This window comes from Streptomyces sp. CB02058 (assembly GCF_001905505.1).
GTDB lineage: Bacteria > Actinomycetota > Actinomycetes > Streptomycetales > Streptomycetaceae > Streptomyces.
The window spans coordinates 1,380,487-1,400,599 of sequence record NZ_LIPG01000002.1 but is presented as its reverse complement, the minus strand read 5'-3'; the positions used below and the strand labels follow the sequence as shown (position 1 = coordinate 1,400,599).

The 20,113-nt window shown below is 73.5% G+C and carries 21 protein-coding genes and 1 riboswitch; of the genes, 10 read left to right on the top strand and 11 right to left on the bottom strand.

Annotated features, from left to right (window positions below; all coding sequences use genetic code 11):
• From amaP to AMK10_RS13510, 5 genes are read right to left on the bottom strand one after another with little or no spacing between them, the layout of a single operon-like run.
• The gene (gene amaP / locus AMK10_RS13530) at positions 1–579 is read right to left on the bottom strand and encodes an alkaline shock response membrane anchor protein AmaP (protein ID WP_073747926.1); all 579 of its coding nucleotides are present in this window, start codon (positions 577–579) and stop codon (positions 1–3) included.
• A gap of 4 nt (positions 580–583) precedes the next feature.
• Complete coding sequence (locus AMK10_RS13525; RefSeq protein ID WP_073747925.1) at positions 584–1,270, bottom strand: DUF6286 domain-containing protein; 687 nt, start codon at positions 1,268–1,270, stop codon at positions 584–586.
• On the bottom strand, positions 1,267–1,620 hold the full coding sequence (locus tag AMK10_RS13520) for a hypothetical protein (RefSeq protein WP_073747924.1): 354 nt from the start codon (positions 1,618–1,620) through the stop codon (positions 1,267–1,269). Before AMK10_RS13520 ends, AMK10_RS13525 begins: the two co-directional genes overlap by 4 nt.
• Complete coding sequence (locus tag AMK10_RS13515) at positions 1,617–1,808, bottom strand: hypothetical protein (protein WP_031099868.1); 192 nt, start codon at positions 1,806–1,808, stop codon at positions 1,617–1,619. Before AMK10_RS13515 ends, AMK10_RS13520 begins: the two co-directional genes overlap by 4 nt.
• Before the next feature lie 33 nt (positions 1,809–1,841).
• Positions 1,842–2,336 carry an Asp23/Gls24 family envelope stress response protein gene (locus AMK10_RS13510; protein ID WP_073747923.1) on the bottom strand — a complete coding sequence of 165 codons (495 nt, stop codon included), beginning with the start codon at positions 2,334–2,336 and terminating at the stop codon, positions 1,842–1,844.
• A 93-nt stretch (positions 2,337–2,429) separates the two neighbouring features.
• On the opposite strand from AMK10_RS13510, the gene AMK10_RS13505 reads away from it, so the two are divergent.
• The gene (locus AMK10_RS13505; protein WP_073747922.1) at positions 2,430–3,128 is read left to right on the top strand and encodes a hypothetical protein; all 699 of its coding nucleotides are present in this window, start codon (positions 2,430–2,432) and stop codon (positions 3,126–3,128) included.
• 53 nt (positions 3,129–3,181) lie between these two features.
• Here the strand turns inward: AMK10_RS13505 and AMK10_RS13500 are convergent, their stop codons facing one another.
• From AMK10_RS13500 to AMK10_RS13490, 3 genes are all read right to left on the bottom strand, one after another.
• The gene (locus AMK10_RS13500; protein ID WP_073747921.1) at positions 3,182–3,973 is read right to left on the bottom strand and encodes an enoyl-CoA hydratase/isomerase family protein; all 792 of its coding nucleotides are present in this window, start codon (positions 3,971–3,973) and stop codon (positions 3,182–3,184) included.
• Between the two features lie 150 nt (positions 3,974–4,123).
• The gene (locus AMK10_RS13495) at positions 4,124–4,345 is read right to left on the bottom strand and encodes a helix-turn-helix domain-containing protein (protein ID WP_006123601.1); all 222 of its coding nucleotides are present in this window, start codon (positions 4,343–4,345) and stop codon (positions 4,124–4,126) included.
• Positions 4,346–4,750: 405 nt separating this feature from the next.
• A complete protein-coding gene (locus tag AMK10_RS13490) occupies positions 4,751–6,349 on the bottom strand; it encodes an ABC-F family ATP-binding cassette domain-containing protein (RefSeq protein WP_073747920.1) in 1,599 nt (532 codons plus the stop codon).
• Positions 6,350–6,598: 249 nt separating this feature from the next.
• On the opposite strand from AMK10_RS13490, the gene ypfJ reads away from it, so the two are divergent.
• Both ypfJ and AMK10_RS13480 read left to right on the top strand, forming a co-directional pair.
• Complete coding sequence (gene ypfJ, locus AMK10_RS13485) at positions 6,599–7,486, top strand: KPN_02809 family neutral zinc metallopeptidase (RefSeq protein WP_073748060.1); 888 nt, start codon at positions 6,599–6,601, stop codon at positions 7,484–7,486.
• A 75-nt stretch (positions 7,487–7,561) separates the two neighbouring features.
• The gene (locus tag AMK10_RS13480) at positions 7,562–7,972 is read left to right on the top strand and encodes a VOC family protein (RefSeq protein ID WP_073747919.1); all 411 of its coding nucleotides are present in this window, start codon (positions 7,562–7,564) and stop codon (positions 7,970–7,972) included.
• A 22-nt stretch (positions 7,973–7,994) separates the two neighbouring features.
• On the opposite strand, the gene AMK10_RS13475 is transcribed toward AMK10_RS13480, so the two are convergent.
• The 3 genes from AMK10_RS13475 to AMK10_RS13465 all read right to left on the bottom strand — a co-directional run bounded on the left by AMK10_RS13475 (position 7,995) and on the right by AMK10_RS13465 (position 11,346).
• Positions 7,995–9,293, bottom strand: a complete 1,299-nt coding sequence (locus AMK10_RS13475) for a hypothetical protein (RefSeq protein WP_073747918.1) — start codon at positions 9,291–9,293, stop codon at positions 7,995–7,997.
• A gap of 185 nt (positions 9,294–9,478) precedes the next feature.
• Positions 9,479–10,618 (bottom strand): alpha/beta hydrolase family protein, encoded by a 1,140-nt coding sequence (locus tag AMK10_RS13470; RefSeq protein WP_073747917.1) that lies wholly within the window; start codon positions 10,616–10,618, stop codon positions 9,479–9,481.
• A gap of 68 nt (positions 10,619–10,686) precedes the next feature.
• Positions 10,687–11,346 (bottom strand): class II aldolase/adducin family protein, encoded by a 660-nt coding sequence (locus AMK10_RS13465; protein WP_073747916.1) that lies wholly within the window; start codon positions 11,344–11,346, stop codon positions 10,687–10,689.
• Positions 11,347–11,644: 298 nt separating this feature from the next.
• Between AMK10_RS13465 and AMK10_RS13460 the strand changes: the two genes are divergently transcribed.
• The 7 genes from AMK10_RS13460 to AMK10_RS13430 all read left to right on the top strand — a co-directional run bounded on the left by AMK10_RS13460 (position 11,645) and on the right by AMK10_RS13430 (position 20,045).
• Positions 11,645–12,907, top strand: a complete 1,263-nt coding sequence (locus AMK10_RS13460) for an inorganic phosphate transporter (protein ID WP_073747915.1) — start codon at positions 11,645–11,647, stop codon at positions 12,905–12,907.
• A 12-nt stretch (positions 12,908–12,919) separates the two neighbouring features.
• Positions 12,920–13,141, top strand: a complete 222-nt coding sequence (locus AMK10_RS13455; protein ID WP_073747914.1) for a hypothetical protein — start codon at positions 12,920–12,922, stop codon at positions 13,139–13,141.
• A 148-nt stretch (positions 13,142–13,289) separates the two neighbouring features.
• A riboswitch (cobalamin riboswitch) is annotated at positions 13,290–13,419 on the top strand.
• Positions 13,420–13,551: 132 nt separating this feature from the next.
• Positions 13,552–14,496 (top strand): cobalamin biosynthesis protein, encoded by a 945-nt coding sequence (locus AMK10_RS13450; RefSeq protein WP_073747913.1) that lies wholly within the window; start codon positions 13,552–13,554, stop codon positions 14,494–14,496.
• A complete protein-coding gene (locus tag AMK10_RS13445; protein ID WP_073747912.1) occupies positions 14,493–16,073 on the top strand; it encodes a cobyric acid synthase in 1,581 nt (526 codons plus the stop codon). The genes AMK10_RS13450 and AMK10_RS13445 overlap by 4 nt, the downstream gene beginning before the upstream one ends.
• Complete coding sequence (locus AMK10_RS13440; protein ID WP_073747911.1) at positions 16,070–18,097, top strand: putative cobaltochelatase; 2,028 nt, start codon at positions 16,070–16,072, stop codon at positions 18,095–18,097. Before AMK10_RS13445 ends, AMK10_RS13440 begins: the two co-directional genes overlap by 4 nt.
• A complete protein-coding gene (cobO, locus tag AMK10_RS13435) occupies positions 18,097–18,705 on the top strand; it encodes a cob(I)yrinic acid a,c-diamide adenosyltransferase (protein ID WP_073747910.1) in 609 nt (202 codons plus the stop codon). The genes AMK10_RS13440 and cobO overlap by 1 nt, the downstream gene beginning before the upstream one ends.
• Entirely contained in the window at positions 18,699–20,045 is a 1,347-nt protein-coding gene (locus tag AMK10_RS13430) for a cobyrinate a,c-diamide synthase (protein WP_073747909.1), read from the top strand. Before cobO ends, AMK10_RS13430 begins: the two co-directional genes overlap by 7 nt.
• The last annotated feature ends 68 nt before the right edge of the window (positions 20,046–20,113 follow it).

The following is a 20,113-nucleotide window of genomic DNA, read 5'->3' as shown; positions in this document are numbered from 1 at the left end:
TCAGCTCACCCGCTCCGCGCGGTGCTTGACCGCTTTCAGACGGACCTCGGCGGGCAGCTCGTCCAGCCCGGCCGAGGTCCTGGCGTTGGTCAGCGCCCCCTCGGTGAGCCCGCGCAGCGCCGGTCCCGGGGCGGCGTGCGGCTCCATCAGCAGCCGGACCCGGGCCCTGGGGGCGGTGCGCTTGCCGGTCAGGGCGACCTTGGCCTCGGACACCCCGTCCATGGCGGTGGCCTCACCTCCGAGCACGCCCTCCAGCGCCCTGCCGCGCAGCAGCGCTCCCTCTCCGTCGCCGCTGTCGACCAGCACCTCGGCGAGGCGTCCCCTGCGCAGCTGTGCGAGGAACCACCACAGCGCGAGGACGACCAGGACGGCGAGGGCGGCGATGACGGCCGGCCACCACCAGCCCTCGTCCCGCCACCTGTAGCGGTCGCCCCTGCTGAGCAGGACGTCGTCCTTGCCGTCGTAGGGCCACCAGGAGGGCACGGACACACCGAGTCCCGTCGCGAGGACGGCGCCGCCGACGACGAGCAGGACCAGTCCGGCCAGGCCGAGCAGGACCCGGTTGACGGTTCCGATCACGGGGTCACCCCTTCTTCGCCGGCCGGCTGACGTGCACGGAGAGGCCGGGCGGCCTCGCCAGGCCGAGTTCGCTGACGGCCGTGGACAGGACGGTGTCCAGGTCGGCCCTGACGTCGTCGAGTTCACGGAAGTGCGAGAGGGCCCGCACGGTCGCCTTGTGGCGGCTCATCCTCACGCGCACCGCCTGGACACCGGCCACTTCCACGGCCCGGTCGCGCAGGACGAGGGCGGCGGCGTTCCGGTCGAGTCCGGCCCGGACACCGGGGTGCTCGCGGCGCATCGGGAGCAGGGCACGCAGTCCGGGGGTCAGGGCCAGCAGGAGGAGCCAGAGTCCGAGCGCCGCCGCCAGGGCCGATCCGGCGAGCACCCATACGTCGTCGAGGTGACGGCTCGCCAGGTCGTCGGCGGCCGAGCGCCGCCACTGCATGGCCGGATGGTCGGCCCGGACCGCCGCGACGTCGTAGAGCAGAATTCCGGTGCCGCCGAGGACGATCAGGGCGACCACCGCGGCGGGGATCCCGCGCCGGGACCAGAAGCGTCCCGCCCGGCCGCCCTTGTGGTCGGGCGCGGGGGCGGGTTCGTAGGTCGAGCCCGAGGCGGACTGGTCCATCTCGATGACGCCGCCGGCCGGGGCCGGTTCGACCGTGGGCAGGCGGCGTGTGCTGTTCTCCGGGTCCTGGGGCTCGCTCATCGGATACTCCCCTCCGGTGCGGTGCCCGCTCCCGAGGCGTGCAGCCGTTCGACCTGCACGGCCACTTCGGGCACCTCCATTCCCGCCAGGGCTCTTACCCGCTCGGCCACACGACGACGCACCGCGCCGCACTGACGGCCGATGTCGCAGGGGTAGGCGAGGTCGAGGCTGACCCGTACGCGCGCCGTGTCGCGGTGCACGGTGACGCTCGCACGCGGCGCCTCGGCGTCCTCGGGCCGTTCGTCGACGGCCTCCTTGGCCGCCTGCGCGGCGATCTTCGCGACGACCCGGTCGGCGATGCGGGTCTGCCCGCGTTCGGCGGCGTCGACCCGGCCTGTCACCGCCGTCACCGTCGCCGGTCGCCGCGCTCGCGACTCCGGAAGAAGTCGCCGGGTTCCAGGTCGCCGTCCAGGAAGCGGCCGGCGACGAAGCCGACCGCGCCCAGCGCGGCCACCAGCAGAAAGGCCCCGAAGCCGCCGAAGTATCCGGCGAAGCCGAGCGCCATGCCGGCCACCAGGCCGACCACAGCCATGCTCATCGTGTGCTCCTCAACTGCCGCGCGGGGGGAGGTCTACTGGACGCGTGCCTCGGACTCGTCCTCGTCGTCCTCCTCGTCGGGCAGCTTGACGTCGCTCACGGCGATGTTGACCTCGACGACCTCCAGGCCGGTCATCCGCTCGACCGCCGCGATGACGTTCTCACGGACGTCGCGGGCCACCTCGCTGATCGCCACGCCGTAGTCGACGACGATCTCCAGGTCGAGGGCGGTCTGCGATTCGCCGACCTCCGCCTTGACGCCGCGGGACACGGACTTGCCGCCGCCGGGGACACGGTCGCGCACGGCGCCGAAGGTCCGGGAGAAGCCGCTGCCCATCGCGTGGACTCCGACGACGTCCCGTGCCGCCAATCCGGCGATCTTCTCGACCACGCCGTCGGCGATCGTCGTCCGGCCGCGGGTGCCCGGGGCTCCGCCGCCACGCTTGCTGAACTGGCCCTGCCTGCCGTCGTCCCCTCCCGGCACACTGCCGGGGGCCTGGGGCTGGTGCCGCTGTGGAGTCTCGCTCATCGCCGCTCTTCCCTTCGGGGCGGGTGGAACTTCCGTTGCCCACAGTAAGTGCGCTTGCCCGGTCCCGCGCCGTGGATGGGGCAGGGTGGGGCAATGACAACGGCTGACGGCCCGCACCGGGCCGACGGATGGACCGCTGCGGTACGCCTACGGCTCGGCCTGGGCAGACTGCTTCCCCTGGGTGGGCCCGAGGACGGCTCCTGGATCGCGGAGAAGGCGGCGACAGCGGTGCTGCGGGGTGCCGCGTCCGGTTCGGGGGCGGTGCTCGGGACGCTGAGGATCGCCCCGTCCGACGACCTGGAGGAGGCGCCGGAGCCGGTGGTTCCGGCGCCGCCGAGCGCCCTGCCGCCCGGCCCGCTGCGGATCGAGGCGGGCTTCGCCGCGACGCCCCGGCGACCACTGACCGTAACCGCGGACGCGTTGCGCGCGGCTCTGCTGACGGCGGCGGCCCAGCGGCTCGGTCTCGTGGTCGACGAGGTGGACCTGCGGGTGACCGAGCTGCTGGAGGACGAACCGGAGCCGGGCACGGCGCCGCCCGACGAGGTCCGCGCGGCGGAGCCGGACGGGGCCGCCGGGACCGCTGCGGCCGGGGTGCCGGGCGTCGTCGCGGTCACCCGGGTGCTGGGCAGCCCCGTGCAGCAGGCGGACGGGCATGTACGGGTCGAGGTCGCGACGGCAGGGGACCACAGGGCCCTCGATGTGGCCCGGGCGGTGCGCGGCGCGGTGTCCGGGGCCGTGGAGGGCGGCCCGCCCGTCGCCGTGCTGGTCACGGCCGTCGTGGACCGGGAATGACGCTGCCCCTCGCCGCACGGCGAGGGGCAGGGTGTCGTGGGGTTCGGGGCGGATCAGTCCGCGATGCCCGCGAGATCGCGCAGCCGGCGACCCTGGGCGGCCCGCTCGGCGGTGCGCTGCTCCTCGTACGTACGCGAGACGGCGCCGCCGAGCAGCGCCTTGGTCTCGACGACCGCGTCGCGCGGGGCGGCGAGCAGTGCGGCGGCCAGGTCACGGCCGGCCTCGTCGAGCTGGTCCGCGGGGACCACGAGGTTGGCCAGCCCGGTGCGCTCGGCCTCCTCCGCGTGGACGAAGCGGCCGGTGGCGCAGATCTCCAGCGCGCGGGCGTATCCCACGAGGTGCACCAGGGGGTGCGTGCCCGTGAGGTCCGGGACCAGGCCGAGGCTGGTCTCGCGCATGGCGAACTGCACATCCTCGGCGACGATCCGCAGATCGCAGGCGAGGGCGAGCTGGAAGCCGGCACCGATGGCGTGTCCCTGGACGGCCGCGATCGACACGATGTCGTTGCGGCGCCACCAGGTGAACGCCTCCTGGTACTCGGCGATGGTCGCGTCGAGCTCGGACTCCGGGCCGCGCGCCATGTCGAGGAAGGACGGCTCGCCGTCGAACCCCTCGGGGGCGAACGCCTGCCGGTCGAGGCCCGCGGAGAAGGACTTGCCCTCGCCGCGCAGCACGACGACCCTGACGCTCCCGGGGAGTGCCCGTCCGGCCTCTGCCAACGCCCGCCACAGAGCGGGAGACTGAGCGTTGCGCTTGGCCGGGTTGGTGAGCGTCACCGTGGCAACCGCGTCTTCGACGGTGAGCCGTACGCCGTCCTTGTCGAGCACAGAGTCGAGCGAGGTCATGGGGCGCCTCCGGATCGGGTGCTGTCAGCACTTACTGGCAAGTAACTGAACAGTAACCACCCGGACGACCTGACGATCGGCCGGGTGGCCACCCGGTGTTCCGGTGAGCCCCGGGGCGGGCCTGCGCCTGCCCCTGACCGCTGCCCGCCGTCAGGCCGAAGCGGCCTTCTTGCCTCGAGTCGCTCCGCCGCGTCCCCGCAGCGTGACTCCTGACTCACTGAGCATCCGGTGGACGAACCCGTAGGAGCGGCCGGTTTCCTCGGCCAGCGCCCTGATGCTCGCACCGGAGTCGTACTTCTTCTTCAGGTCTGCCGCGAGCTTGTCGCGCGCGGCGCCGGTCACCCGGCTGCCCTTCTTCAGAGTCTCGGCCACCCGTGCCTCCTCAAGGAAGTGCGCTCTGGACTCTCATGATCACCCCTCCCCGCGTTCCTGGCCACCCATTCGGCAAGGTACGTACGACGGGATTCCGCGCCCTGAGACGCTCCGACACAAGCGGAATCCAGCATTCAGAGGGGTTCCGGAGGTCCGGGGAGCGGGCAGCGGGAAAAACGGCCAGGTCAGGGCCGTACGGGGCGAGACGCCCGAAATGAGTGCGCCCGGCAGCTATCTACCGGGCGCCGCGCCGGGGTACGAGACCCCCTCACTCAGATGATGGATCACCGATGGGCCGAATGATCCATACGCGTTGGATCACCGGGCACCACACCGGTTCGAGCGGGCCCGCGGACGGCCCCCGGGGGGGCGCGTCCGGGACCTCCCCGGGGCGCGCGTCCGGGCTCAGGCGAGGGCGACCAGGTCGCGGTAGTCCGCACCCCAGAGGTCCTCGACCCCGTCGGGCAGCAGGATGATGCGCTCCGGCTGGAGCGCCTCGACTGCGCCCTCGTCGTGGGTGACGAGGACGACCGCGCCCTTGTACGTGCGCAGGGCACCGAGGATCTCCTCGCGGCTGGCCGGGTCGAGGTTGTTCGTCGGCTCGTCGAGGAGCAGCACGTTGGCGGAGGAGACGACCAGGGTCGCCAGGGCGAGACGGGTCTTCTCACCGCCGGAGAGCACTCCGGCCGGCTTGTCGACGTCGTCGCCGGAGAAGAGGAACGAACCGAGCGTCTTGCGGACCTCGACGAGGTCGAGGTCGGGCGCGGCGGTGCGCATGTTCTCCAGGACGGTGCGCTCCGGGTCGAGGGTCTCGTGCTCCTGGGCGTAGTAGCCGAGCTTGAGGCCGTGCCCCTCTATGATCTGGCCGGTGTCGGGCTTCTCCGCACCCCCCAGGAGCCGCAGCAGCGTGGTCTTGCCCGCGCCGTTGAGGCCGAGGATGACGACGCGGGAGCCCTTGTCGATGGCGAGGTCCACATCGGTGAAGATCTCCAGCGACCCGTAGGACTTGGAGAGGCCCTCGGCCATCAGCGGGGTCTTGCCGCACGGGGAGGGCTCGGGGAAGCGCAGCTTGGCCACCTTGTCGGAGACCCGCACGGCCTCCAGCCCGGAGAGCAGGCGCTCGGCGCGCTTGGCCATGTTCTGGGCGGCGACGGTCTTGGTCGCCTTGGCGCGCATCTTGTCGGCCTGCGAGTTCAGCGCCGCGGCCTTCTTCTCGGCGTTCTGGCGCTCGCGCTTGCGGCGCTTCTCGTCGGCCTCGCGCTGCTGCTGGTAGAGCTTCCAGCCCATGTTGTAGATGTCGATCTGGGCGCGGTTGGCGTCGAGGTAGAACACCTTGTTGACCACGGTCTCGACGAGCTCGACGTCGTGGGAGATCACGATGAAGCCGCCGCGGTAGGACTTGAGGTAGTCCCGCAGCCAGACGATGGAGTCCGCGTCGAGGTGGTTGGTGGGCTCGTCGAGGAGCAGGGTGTCGGCGTCCGAGAAGAGGATGCGGGCGAGCTCGACACGTCGGCGCTGACCACCGGAGAGCGTGTGCAGCGGCTGGCCGAGCACCCGGTCGGGCAGGCTCAGCGCGGCGGCGATGGTGGACGCCTCGGCCTCGGCGGCGTATCCGCCCTTGGTGAGGAACTCCGTCTCCAGGCGCTCGTACTTCTTCATCGCCTTCTCGCGGGTGGCGCCCTTGCCGTTCGCCATCCGCTCCTCGTTCTCCCGCATCCTGCGCAGGATCTCGTCGAGCCCGCGGGCCGAGAGGATGCGGTCGCGCGCCAGGACGTCGAGGTCGCCGGTGCGCGGGTCCTGCGGGAGGTAGCCGACCTCGCCGCTCTTGGTGATGGTGCCGCCGGCGGGCGTGCCCTCCCCCGCCAGGCACTTGGTGAGGGTGGTCTTGCCCGCGCCGTTGCGGCCGACCAGGCCGATGCGGTCGCCCTTGGCGATGCGGAAGGAGGCGGACTCGATGAGGATGCGGGCGCCGGCACGCAGCTCGATGCCGGAAGCGGTGATCACGGAAAAACTCCAGGGCGGTATGGACGGCGGAGGGACAGCGGGCTCACGACTCGACGCCGTCTAATGCACAAGGAGAATTGCCATGGGACTCAGTCTACTGGCGGTGTCCACCTGGTTTGCCTGCGCTCCCGCTCCGTCACCGCCGCACCCCGCCAGGTGATGTGAGCGGGCACACAGGGAGCAACCATCCGATACTCGGCGCAGGACGGCGCGCATTCCGTGGAGCGGCCGGAGCAGAGGGTGGTGGCCATGCAGTTCGACGACGACGCCGGCCTGGACACGTCCGAGGTACGGGATGTCCGCGGCAGCCGGATTCCGGGCGGCCGGGCCACCATGGGTGGCGGCGTCATCGGCCTGATCGCGCTGGTCCTCGGGCTGTTCTTCGGCGTCGGCCCCGAGCAGCTCGGCCTCTCCTCGGGCGATCCGGAGCCCGCCGCCACCTCATCCTCGGCGGCGCAGGTCGAGCAGAGCTGCCGGACCGGCGGCGACGCGAACACGAGGGACGACTGCCGGACGGTGGCGGTCGTCAACAGCGTGCAGGACTACTGGGAGCAGGAGTTCGAGCAGAGCGGCGGAACGTACACCGGGGCCCGGACCGTCCTGTTCGGCGACCGGGTCGGCACCGCGTGCGGTTCGGCGACCTCGGCGGTCGGGCCCTTCTACTGCCCGGGCGACCGGCAGGTCTATCTGGACCTGGGGTTCTTCGACGAGCTGCGGACGACGTACGGGGCCGACGGCGGGCCGTTCGCGGAGGCGTACGTGGTGGCGCACGAGTACGGCCACCATGTGCAGAACCAGCTGGGCACGCTGCGCAGGGCGCAGGACGGCAGGCAGGGCGCGGACAGCGCTTCCGTGAAGGTGGAGCTCCAGGCGGACTGCTACGCCGGGGTCTGGGCCAACCACGCGACGAGCACGCCCTCGGAGTCCGGGCGGCCCCTGATCACGGAGTTGACCGAGGCGGACATCAGGGACGGGCTCGACGCGGCCGCGGCGGTGGGCGACGACCGCATCCAGGAGAAGTTCCAGGGGAGCGTGAACCCGGAGTCCTGGACGCACGGCTCGTCGGCGCAGCGGCGGCAGTGGTTCACGACGGGGTTCCGCACCGGGGATCCGGGCCGCTGCGACACCTTCGGCTGACGTTGCCGGTGGGCGGTGCGAGACTGTGACGCAGATCACACAGGTAACGGCGAGAGCAGGAGGAGGGTGAGCGTGATGGCACGCACCGACGGCGTCCCCACGGTCCTTCCCGCGATTCTCTACGACGACGCCAAGGCCGCGATACGGCTGCTGACCCAGGCCCTGGGCTTCACGGAGGAAGCGGTCTACGAGGGCGAGGACGGCAGCGTGCTCCACGCCGAGCTGTCCTGCGGCGGCGGCAGGGTGATGCTCGGGTCCAAGGGGGGCGAGGGCGTCTTCGCCAAGGCGATGGCGGGCGCCGGACCCGCGGCGGTGTACGTCGTCGTGGACGAGGTGGACGAGCACCACGCGCGCGCCGTGGAGCACGGCGTGGAGATCCTCATGCCGCCCACCGACCAGGACTACGGCTCGCGGGACTACATGGCCCGGGACGCGGAGGGCAACGTCTGGAGCTTCGGGACGTACGCCCCGGGGTCCTCGGACTGACCGCCCCGGGGAGTGCGCGCGCTCACGCCCCGCCGGTGTGCACCTGGAAGGCGGCGCGGCGTACGGCCTTGGCGAGCGCGGGGTCCGGATGCGCGGCGGCCAGGGCGACGAGCACCTGGACCGTGCGTGGGTGTCCGACGGCCCGCACCTCGTCCAGGAGCGCGGGGACCGTGCCCTGGACGGCGGAGTCGAGATGCCTGACCAGCAGCCCGGTCTCGCCGTGGTCGGCGACGGCGGCGGCGGTGTCGACCCAGAGCCAGGTGGCCTCCTCACGGCTGAGGACGTCCTGGGCGTCGTCCGGGTCGGTGCCCTCGTACTCGGCGAGCCAGAGCAGCGCGTAGGGGCGCAGGGGCGCTTCGGTGACGACGGAGCGGACGACGGGCTCGGCGGGCGCTCCGACGACGCGCAGCGCCTCGAAGGCGAGCCCGCGCAGCAGGGCGTCCTCGCCGCGGGCGACCGCCAGCAGCTCGCCCACGGCGCTGCCGACGGTCCGCGCGGCGAGCCAGGCCCGGTATTCGGCGCGGGCCGGGCCGGGGGTGAGGCGCGCGCAGCCGAGCAGCATGTCGGCGGCGGACTGCTCGATGTTGCCGGCCGGGCTCTGCGCGGCGACGCAGATCTGCTCCAGCTTGACCCAGACCGCCCAGTTGCCCAGCGGGGTGAGGGTGGCGTGGCCGGTGCCGAGCGTGAGGGCGCCCACCGAGGCGAGGCCCTCAAGGGCCCAGTCGAGCAGCAGCGCGTTCAGGTCGGCGGACTGCCCGCCGACGGGGGCGGGCCGCTCCTCGGGGCCGTACGGCACCTCGCACCGCTCCTCGTGGAGCTCGGCGACCCGCTGGCCCAGCAGATCGAGGAGCGCGGGCACGGTGACCGGGCCCGCGGAGAGCTGGAGGAGGGAGAGCACCTGGGGCACTGCCTCGACGGCCTCCGCCACGGCCGCGGCCTCGATGCCCTCGGGCGAGGCGTGGACGAGCGACCAGGCGTCGAAGAGCGCCACCCAGCCGCGGAGCACGGCGGAGTCGTCGCGGTCCCAGGCGCGCAGCCGCCAGCCGGGACGGGCGGTGTCGCCGTGCAACTCGATGAGTCCGGCCAGCCTGGCCCTGTCCCAGCCGGCCATGACCTGGGCCGGGGAGAGCTCCAGCGAGGCGGCGGCCCGCTCCAGGGCCTGGGCCGCGAGCGGGGCGGACCCGGGGCTCCTGCCGTCCGCCGCCCAGTGCGCGATCCGCACGGCGTCGGCCAGCACGGCCCTGGCCTGGCGTGCCAGTTCCGCCGGGGGCGGTGTGCCCTCGGGTGGGCGGGGGGCCGGCCTGGTGCGCCGGGTCGTCACGGCCTTACGGGCGGTCGCCTGGGGTCGCGGGCGGACAAGTCGCAGCCTGGAGTCGCGCGGGGTACGGGACGTCACGAGGAGCAGTCTTGCCTCTGACGGGCCGAAAGCCCAAACGGAAGCCGTGTCACCGGGGTTCGGGAGGCCCCGGGGCCGGGTGATCAACCGGGCGGTTCCGGCCCATCAGCTCACATCAGGGGCGTGAGGAAGCGCCGCAGCGCCTCCTCGTAACCGGCGGGATCGGCGTTCCACATCGCACCGTGCGGAGCCTCGGGTACCGGGTGCAGGGTCACCAGGTCGGGGCGGCGCGCGGCGAATTCCCGGGACTGCTGCCAGGGGGCCAGCGTGTCGTCGGGGCCGTGGAAGATCAGGGTGGGCACGTGCAGGGCCGTCGGCACCGAGGTGTCCAGGAGCCGGGCCCCGTACAGACCGGTCTGGCCCTGGGCGGCCCGGACGGCGAGGGGCATCAGCGCGGAGGGGACGCCTCGGGCGGAGGCGAGGGCGCGCAGGGTGGTCTTCCAGTCCAGGACCGGGGAGTCGAGGACGAGACCGCGGATGCGGTCGCGGAGCGCGGAGTTGACGGCCGCGTGCAGGGCCATCGACGCGCCGGTCGACCAGCCGTGGACGATGACGTTCTCGGCGCCGTAGCGCACGGCGTAGCGGATGGCGGCGTCGAGGTCGCGCCATTCGGACTCGCCGAGGTGGGCCAGGCCGTCCGGGGAACGCGGGGCGCCGGGGTCGCCGCGGTAGGCGAGGTCCAGCACGGGGAACTGCTGGCCGTGAAGGAAGCCGAGGACGTTGAGGGGGTGCTCCCGGGTGGTGCCGAGACCGTGCACGGTGATCACCCAGGTGTCGCGCGCGCCGGGCACGAACCAGGCGGGCAGCGCTCCGAGCTCCCCGGGGATCTCGGTCTCCTTGTAGCCGAGGCCGAGGGCGGCGTGCGGGTCGCCCCGGTGGAGTTCCGGGGTGAGCCGGACCCTGGTGCCCGGTTTCAGGCTGCCGAGGTTGACGCGTTCCAGCCGGCGCACGACGGTGGCGGCGGACGCGCCGGACCCGTGGGGCTGCTGTTCGACCACCGGGCCGACGACCGCGTGGACGTCGCGGCCCGTCAGTCCGTACGTGCCCGGGCGCAGCGCGGGAAACGAGCGGGTCAGGGTCACCTGGCCGGCCGCGGTGGCGTGCACGGTGAGGCGGCGGTCGCCGGGGAAGGGCCGTGGCGAGGGCGCCCCGAGGGCGGCGTCGCTGGCGTAGCGGCCGGCGGCGACCGTTGCCGCGCCGACGCCGAGGATCGTGGTGACGGCTGCTGCCGCCGCGGTTGCCGGGCGCACGGCTCCAGTGTCCTGGGCAGGGGCACGGGCTGCCAGTGGGCCGCGTCCGTACGGTGCGCGTGCCGGGCTCAGCCGGGCTGGCCGTAACCCTTCAGGGCCTCCTGCGCCTCCATGAGCTCGGCGGGTGAGAGGAGGGCGGGGCTCAGGCCCGGCACGGAGCTCGCGGTGAGCCAGAGCCTGCACATCCATTCGAGCTGGGCGGTCCGGTCGTATGCCTCGTCGAGGGTGTCCCCGTAGGTGACGGTGCCGTGGTTGCGGAGCAGGCAGCCGGTGCGGTCGCGCAGGGCGGCCAGCATGGTGTCGGCGAGCTCCCGGGTCCCGTAGCGGGCGTAGGGGGCCGTGCGGACGGGGCCGCCGAGCAGGGCGGCGGCGTAGTGGACGAGCGGGACCTCGGTGACGAGGGTGGAGACGGCCGTGGCGTGGACGGCGTGGGTGTGGACGACGGCCCGGGCCCCGGTGTTGCGGTAGACGGCCAGGTGGAGCGGGAGTTCGCTGGTCGGCAGCAGCTCTCCCAGCACCTGGCGGCCCTCGAGGTCGACGCCGACGGCGTCCCCCGGGCCCAGCCGGTCGTAGGGCACACCGGTGGGGGTCACCAGCACGGTGTCGCCGACCCGGGCCGACACGTTGCCCGAGGTGCCGACGACCAGCCCCTCCGCCCGTGTCCTGCGGGCCGTCCCCACGACGTCGTGCCACGCCCGGCCGATCTCGTCCTGGTCCGCGTCGCTCATGCGGCGATCCTAGGACCGTCCCGTGATCCCCGGCGGGACAGCCCTCGGGGCGCGGTGACCGGACGATCAGGTGACCGAGGTCTCTTCGGCGGGGGGTGCGCGGCAGGCCACGGAGCCGGGTCCTGCCCCACCGGCCAGTCGCCGCACCGGCGCGGGCTCTCCGGGCCGCTCAGGAAACTCACAAGCGGAATGCGCATACGCGGTTGGGGTCACCGTGCCGCCCTGCCCAGTTCACCTTCCGTTCATCCAGGTTGCTTACGTTCCACGTGCCAATGACGTCGAACGATTGCCTGGGTAAATGGAACACATCACGCTGCTGCTCGCGATTGTGATCGTGACAGCTCTCGTGTTCGATTTCACGAACGGTTTCCACGACACCGCCAACGCGATGGCCACCACCATCTCGACCGGCGCTCTCAAGCCCAAGACCGCGGTGGCCATGTCCGCCGTTCTCAACCTGGTCGGCGCGTTCCTGTCCGTGGAGGTCGCCAAGACGATCTCCGGCGGGATCATCAACGAGGACGGCCTCAGAACCGAGGTCATCTTCGCCGCACTCGTCGGCGCCATCCTGTGGAATCTGCTGACCTGGCTGGTCGGCCTGCCCTCCAGCTCCTCCCACGCACTCTTCGGCGGCCTCATCGGCGCCGCGGTCATGTCGGCCGGCTGGTCCTCGATCAACGGCGGCACCGTCGTCACGAAGGTCCTGCTGCCCGCGATCGCCGCCCCGCTCGTGGCCGGTCTGGCCGCGCTGCTGGCGACGAGGCTGACGTACCGCATCAACCGGAAGATCACCGATCCCGCGCAGCTCGAGTCGACCGCCAAGGGCTACCGCGCCGGTCAGATCGCGTCGGCGGGCCTCGTCTCGCTCGCCCACGGCACCAACGACGCGCAGAAGACCATGGGCATCATCACCCTGGCGCTGGTCACCGGCGGCGTCCTCGCCCCCGGCTCCAACCCGCCGGTCTGGGTCATCGCCTCCGCCGGTATCGCCATCGCGCTGGGCACCTACCTCGGCGGCTGGCGCATCATCCGCACCATGGGCAGCGGCCTCACCGACCTGCGCCCGCCGCAGGGCTTCGCGGCCCAGACCAGTGCGGCCACGGTCATCCTGGCCTCGTCGCACCTCGGCTTCTCCCTCTCGACCACCCAGTCCTGCTCCGGCGCGGTCATGGGCGCGGGCCTCGGGCGCAAGGGGGGCGTGGTCCGCTGGTCCACCGCGACCCGGATGTTCGTCGCCTGGGGCCTGACGCTGCCGGCCGCCGGTCTGGTCGGAGCGGGCGCCGAGTTCCTGACCAAGCAGGGCCCCTGGGGTGTCGCGGTCGTCGCCGTCCTGCTCGTCGCGGGCTCCGGTGCCATCTGGCTGCTGTCGCGCCGCAAGCCGGTCGACCACACCAACGTCAACGCGACCGGGGACGAGCCCGCGGGCGTCGTCACGACCGCCATCGCGGCCGTCAGCCCGCCGCCCGTCGGCTCGGGCGTCGCGGACCTCAAGACCACCATCCACGCCCCGGCCACGACGGCCGAGACTCCGGCCGATCCGGCCCGGCCGGCCAAGGTGTAAGGACAGATCCGCATGAACATCGACTGGGCAGCCCTCGCTTCCGTCTTCGGCGTCAGCCTCGTGGTCACCGTCGCGCTGGTCGGCCTCTTCACCCTCGGCATCACGGCTCTCGCCAAGCAGGCGTCGCCGGCACAGGGGGGCGGTTCCGCCGTCCTGGCGCGCACCGGCGCGTACACCTGCTTCGCGCTGTGCGTGGCGGCGGTCGCGTACGGGATCTATCTGATCGTCGCCTGATCCCCCGAACGGACACCCACCCGGGCCGGACACACCTCGTGTCCGGTCCGGTGTGCGTCTCAGCACACTGAAGCCCCGCAGGTCAACGGCAGGTTGACTGGTGTTCGCGGGGCATGGTGGACTGCCGGAGCCATTTGCGGCGACAGGAGAGGAAGCCGGTGCGAATCCGGCGCGGTCCCGCCACTGTCACCGGGGAGCAGTCCTCCACACGGAAGTCACGGTCCGCCACCGCGGACTGGAAGGCCGGAGGACCTGCGGATCCGGAAGCCAGGAGACTCTCGTCGCCGGTCACGTCGAACCAGGGCGCGGACCCTGAGTGAGGACATACGCCATGTCTGGCTGCCCTGCGTCGGTCACCCCACCGCCACCCGCTGCGAAGGTCCTTCGAGGCGCGACGGCCGGCTGAGCGCGTGCGAGCCGACCGCATCTTCGCGTACGGCGCCGCCGCCGGCCTGATCGGCGACCTGCTGCTCGGCGATCCCCGGCGGGGCCATCCCGTCGCCGCCTTCGGGCGGGCCGCCGCGGCTGCCGAGAGCCGGCTGTGGCGCGACCACCGCGGCTGGGGCGCCCTGCACACGCTCGTCTGCGCCGGGGGCGCCACGGGCGCCGCCGTCCTGGCCGCCCGTGCCGTGCGCGGCCGTCCGGCCGCGGCCGTGGCACTGACCGCCGCCGCCACCTGGTCCGTCGTCGGGGGTACGTCGCTGGGCCGCGAGGCCCGCGCCATCGGCGGGGCGCTGGCCGCCGGGGACATCGAGAGGGCCCGGGAGCGGCTGCCGCATCTGTGCGGCCGCGATCCGCAGGCCCTTAACGGGCAGCAGATCGCCCGGGCGGTGGTGGAGTCCGTCGCCGAGAACACCTCGGACGCGGTGGTGGGGGCTCTGGTGTGGGGTGCGCTCGGCGGCGTACCCGGGCTGGTCGGCTTCCGGGCCGTCAACACCCTCGACGCCATGGTGGGGCACAAGTCGCCGCGTCACCGGCGCTACGGCTGGGCGTCCGCCCGGCTCGACGACCTCGCGGGCTGGCCGGGAGCCCGGCTGACCGCCGCGCTGGCGGTGGCGGCCGGGGGACGCCCGCGCGAGGCCGTCCGGGCCTGGCGGGCCGACGCGGACCGGCATCCGAGCCCCAACGCGGGCCCGGTGGAGGCCGCGTTCGCCGGTGCGCTCGGCGTACGGCTGGGCGGCACCCTGGCGTACGGCGGGCGGGTCGAGCACCGGCCCGTGCTCAACGGGGAGGCCGGCCGCGAGGTGCGGGCCGAGGACATCGAACGCGCGGTGCGGCTGTCGCGCCGGGTGAGTGTGCTGGCCCTCGCCGTGTGTGCGGCGGGGCGGTCGGCCATGGGGCGGAGGGGCAGATGAGCGGCGGGCTGCTGGTGGCCGGCACCACTTCGGACGCGGGCAAGAGCGTCGTCACGGCCGGCATCTGCCGGTGGCTGGTGCGCCGGGGGGTGAAGGTCGCGCCGTTCAAGGCGCAGAACATGTCGCTGAACTCGTTCGTCACCCGTGAGGGGGCCGAGATCGGCCGCGCGCAGGCGATGCAGGCGCAGGCGGCCCGGGTGGAGCCCTCGGCGCTGATGAACCCGGTGCTGCTCAAGCCCGGCGGCGACCGCTCCAGCCAGGTCGTCCTGATGGGGAAGCCGGTCGGCGAGATGAGTGCGCGCGGCTACCACGGAGGGCGCCAGGAAGCTCTGCTGGGGACCGTCGTGGACTGCCTGGAGCAGCTGCGGGGCACGTATGACGCCGTGATCTGCGAGGGGGCGGGCAGCCCGGCCGAGATCAATCTGCGGCGCACGGACATCGTGAACATGGGCATCGCGCGGGCCGCGCGCTTCCCCGTTCTGGTGGTCGGGGACATCGACAGGGGCGGGGTCTTCGCGTCGTTCTTCGGCACGACGGCGCTGCTGAGCCCCGAGGACCAGGCGCTGGTCGCCGGATACCTCGTCAACAAGTTCCGCGGTGACGTGTCGCTGCTGGAGCCCGGCCTCGACATGCTGCTCGGACTCACCGGGCGGCGGACGTACGGGGTGCTGCCGTACGCCCACGGGCTGGGCATCGACGAGGAGGACGGGCTGCGCGTCTCGATGCGCGGGACCGTGCGGGAGTCGGTCGTGGCTCCGCCGCACGGCGAGGACGTCCTGCGGGTCGCGGTGTGCGCCGTACCGCTGATGTCGAACTTCACCGATGTGGACGCCCTGGCGGCCGAGCCGGGTGTGGTGGTGCGGTTCGTGGACCGGGCGGAGGAGCTCGCCGACGCGGACCTCGTGATCGTGCCCGGGACGCGCGGCACCGTGAAGGCGCTGGCGTGGCTGCGGGAGCGGGGGCTCGCCGGCGCGCTGGCGCGGCGGGCCGCCGAGGGGCGGCCGGTGCTGGGCATCTGCGGCGGGTTCCAGGTGCTCGGCGAGTGGATCGAGGACGACGTGGAGTCGCGGGCCGGACTGGTCGAAGGGCTCGGACTGCTGCCCGTGCGCGTCCGCTTCGGCCGGGAGAAGGTCCTGGAGAGGCCCGTCGGTACGGCGCTCGGGGAACCGGTGGAGGGCTACGAGATCCATCACGGGGTCGCCGAAGTGCTCGGCGGCGAGCCGTTCCTGGACGGGTGCCGGGTGGGCCCGGTGTGGGGGACGCACTGGCACGGGTCGCTGGAGAGCGACGCGTTCCGGCGGGCGTTCCTGGGCGAGGTCGCGCGGGCTTCGGGGCGGAGGTTCAAGGCCGCTCCGGACACGAGTTTCGAGGCGCTGCGGGAGGAACAGCTCGACCGGCTGGGCGATCTGATCGAGGAACACGCGGACACGGACGCGCTGTGGCGGCTGATCGAGACCGGCGCGCCCGAGGGGCTGCCGTTCATCGCGCCGGGCGCGCCGCCCGCGCCCGCCCCGCCCGCGGCTCGGACGCCCGATGCGTCCGGACCGGTTGTACATGCGACAGAGGAGGCTCCGTGAGTACGCCGTATCCCTTCACCGCCCTGGTCGGGCAGGACGATCTGCGGCTCGGGCTCCTGCTCAACGCGGTGAGTCCGGCCGTCGGCGGGGTCCTCGTCCGGGGTGAGAAGGGCACCGCCAAGTCCACCGCCGTGCGGGCGCTCGCCGCGCTCATGCCGGAGGTCGCGGTGGTGGCGGGCTGCCGGTTCTCGTGCGACCCCGCGGCGCCCGATCCGGCGTGCCCCGACGGTCCGCACGAGGAGGCACCGGGCGTGTCGCGTGCGGCACGGACCGTGGAGCTGCCCGTCGGCGCGTCGGAGGACCGGCTCGTCGGGGCGCTCGACATCGAACGGGCGCTCTCCGAGGGCGTGAAGGCCTTCGAGCCGGGACTCCTCGCCGACGCGCACCGCGGGATCCTGTACGTGGACGAGGTCAACCTGCTCCACGACCACCTGGTGGACCTGCTGCTCGACGCGGCGGCGATGGGCGCGTCGTACGTGGAGCGCGAGGGCGTCTCCGTACGCCACGCGTCACGCTTCCTGCTGGTCGGGACGATGAACCCCGAAGAGGGCGAGCTCCGGCCGCAGTTGCTGGACCGCTTCGGTCTGACCGTCGAGGTCGCCGCATCCCGGGACACGGATCTGCGCGTGGAGGTCGTGCGCCGGCGGCTCGCCTACGACGACGATCCGGCCGCCTTCGCCGCGCGGTGGGCGGACGAGGAGGGCGCGCTGCGTGAGCGGATCGTCGCCGCGCGCGCCCTGCTGCCCCATGTGGTGCTCGGCGACGGCGTGTTGCGGCAGATCGCGGCGACGTGCGCGGCGTTCGAGGTCGACGGGATGCGGGCCGACATCGTGATGGCCCGCACCGCGACGGCGCTGGCCGCGTGGGCGGGGAGGGACGAGGTCGTCGCCGACGACGTGCGGCAGGCCGCGCTTCTGGCGCTCCCCCACCGGCGCAGGCGCAACCCGTTCGACGCGCCCGGGCTGGACGAGGACAAGCTGGACGAGGCCCTGGAGGACGCGGCGGACGAGCGGGGCGGCGACGACGATCCGGACCCCGACGGGCCGGGCGGCGGGGTTCCTCCGCAGGGCGGCGGCCCCGACGCCGGCGGCCCGGAGGGCGCCGGGCCCGACACGCCGGACGCTCCCGGACAGACGGAGACGGGGAGCGGCGACACGCCCGCGCACCCGCCGGTCGGCGGCGCCGGGGAGCGGCAGCCGGTGAGGTCGGGCGAGCCGTTCCGCACGAAGATGCTCAGCGTGCCCGGTCTGGGCGAGGGCGCGGCCGGGCGGCGGTCCAGGGCGCGCACGGAGCACGGGCGGACGACCGGGTCGCGGCGGCCCGAGGGGGCCCTGACGAAGCTGCACCTGGCGGCGACCGTGCAGGCGGCGGCGCCGCATCAGCGGGCGCGCGGCCGTGCGGGCCGGGGTCTCGTCGTGCGGCGGGACGATCTGCGCCAGGCCACCCGGGAGGGGCGCGAGGGGAATCTCGTGCTGTTCGTCGTGGACGCGTCGGGTTCGATGGCGGCCAGGCAGCGGATGAGCGCGGTGAAGGGCGCCGTGATGTCGCTGCTGCTCGACGCCTACCAGCGCAGGGACAAGGTCGGTCTGGTCACCTTCAGGGGCAGGGGCGCCGAGGTGGCGCTTCCGCCGACCTCGTCGGTGGACGCGGCCGCGGCGCGGCTGGAGTCGCTGCCGACCGGCGGGCGCACCCCGCTGGCCGCGGGGCTGCTGAAGGCGCACGACGTGCTGCGGGTGGAGCGGCTGCGCGATCCGTCGCGCAGGGCGCTGCTCGTGGTGGTCACCGACGGCCGGGCGACCGGGGGCGTCGTTCCGGTGGCGCTGGCGGGGCGGGCCGGGCGGCTGCACGCCTCCGAGGGCACCGCGTCCGTCGTCGTGGACTGCGAGTCGGGGATCGTGCGCCTCGGTCTCGCCGCACAGCTCGCCCGGGATCTGGGGGGCAGCGCGGTCACGCTCGACGAGCTGCGCGCCGACTCGATCGCCGGGCTGGTCAAGGACTTCACTGCTGCCGGGAGGGCCGCGTAATGCCACAGGGACAGCCTGTATCGGTACCGGACGACGGGCTGACGACACGTCAGCGGCGCAACCGTCCACTGCTGTTCGTCCACACGGGTGTCGGCAAGGGCAAGTCGACGGCGGCCTTCGGGCTGGCGCTGCGGGCCTGGAACCAGGGCTGGCCGATCGGGGTGTTCCAGTTCGTGAAGTCGGCGAAGTGGAAGGTCGGCGAGGAGAACGCGCTGAAGGTGCTGGGGGCGAGCGGCGAGGGCGGCACCGTCGACTGGCACAAGATGGGCGAGGGCTGGTCGTGGGTCCAGAAGGGCCTCCACGGTGACAACTCCGACAACGAGGAGAAGGCCCGCGAGGGCTGGGAGCAGGTCAAGCGTGACCTGGCCGCCGAGACGTACAAGCTGTACGTGCTCGACGAGTTCGCCTATCCGATGCACTGGGGCTGGATCGACACCGACGAGGTCGTCGAGGTCATGCGCGACCGTCCCGGGACCCAGCACGTGGTCATCACGGGACGCAACGCCCCGCAGAAGCTGATCGAGGCCGCCGACCTGGTGACGGACATGTCGAAGGTCAAGCACCCGATGGACGCGGGCCAGAAGGGCCAGAGAGGCATCGAGTGGTGAGTGTTCCTCGTCTGGTCGTCGCCGCGCCGTCCTCGGGCAGCGGGAAGACCACGGTCGCGACGGGCCTGATGGCGGCCTTCGCGGCTCGCGGTCTCCAGGTGTCGCCGCACAAGGTGGGGCCCGACTACATAGACCCCGGGTACCACGCGCTGGCCACCGGCAGGCCGGGGCGCAACCTCGACGCGTACATGTGCGGGCCGGACCTGATCGCCCCACTGTTCGCCCACGGTGCGAGCGGCTGCGACCTGGCCGTCGTCGAGGGCGTGATGGGGCTGTACGACGGGGCGTCGGGGCAGGGCGAACTCGCCTCGACCGCCCAGGTCTCCAAACTGCTGCGGGCGCCGGTCGTGCTCGTGGTCGACGCGTCCTCGCAGTCCCGCTCGGTCGCGGCCCTCGTGCACGGTTTCGCCTCCTGGGACCCGGAGGTGCGGATCGGCGGGGTGATCCTGAACAAGGTGGCGTCGGACCGTCATGAGGCGCTCCTGCGGGAGGCACTCGACGAGTCGGGGCTGCCCGTGCTCGGGGTGCTGCGGCGGGCACCGCAGGTGGCGACGCCCTCGCGTCATCTGGGTCTCGTCCCGGTGGCCGAGCGGCAGGCCGACGCCCTCGACGCCGTACGGGCGATGGGTGAGCGGGTGCGGGAGGGCTGCGACCTGGACGCCCTGCTGGCGCTGGCCCGTTCGGCGCCGGCCCTGCCCGACGGGGCGTGGGAGCCGGAACACCACCCCTCGCCGGCCTCCCGGCCCGTGGTGGCCGTGGCGGGCGGCGCGGCGTTCACCTTCGCCTACGCCGAGCACGCCGAGCTGCTGACGGCGGCGGGCGCGGAGGTGGCCGTCTTCGACCCGCTGCACGACGAGAAGCTGCCCGCGGGCACGGCGGGGCTGGTCATCGGGGGCGGCTTCCCCGAGATGTACGCGCCGGAGCTGTCGGCCAACGAGCCGCTGCGCCGGGCGGTGACCTCGCTGGCCCTCTCCGGCGCGCCGGTGGCCGCGGAGTGCGCGGGACTCCTGTATCTGGCCCGTGAGCTCGACGGACGGCCCATGTGCGGGGTGCTGGACGCCTCGGCCCGGATGTCCGAGCGGCTGACGCTCGGTTACCGGCAGGCGGTGGCGGTGACCGACAGCGTGCTGGCGGTGGCCGGGACCCGGCTGCGCGGGCACGAGTTCCACCGCACGGTCTTGGAGCCGGGGGCCGGTGCGACGCCCGCCTGGGGCATGCATCAGCCGGAGCGACGGGTGGAGGGCTTCGTGCAGGGGGGCGTGCACGCGAGCTATCTGCACACGCACTGGGCGGCGGCGCCCGGGGTCGCCCGGCGTTTCGTGGAGCAGTGCCGGGGGTGAGCGTGCCCGTGCGAGGGGTGGCGCGGCGGCCGGAGGTGACCGTGCCCGGACGAGGGATGGTGCCGCTG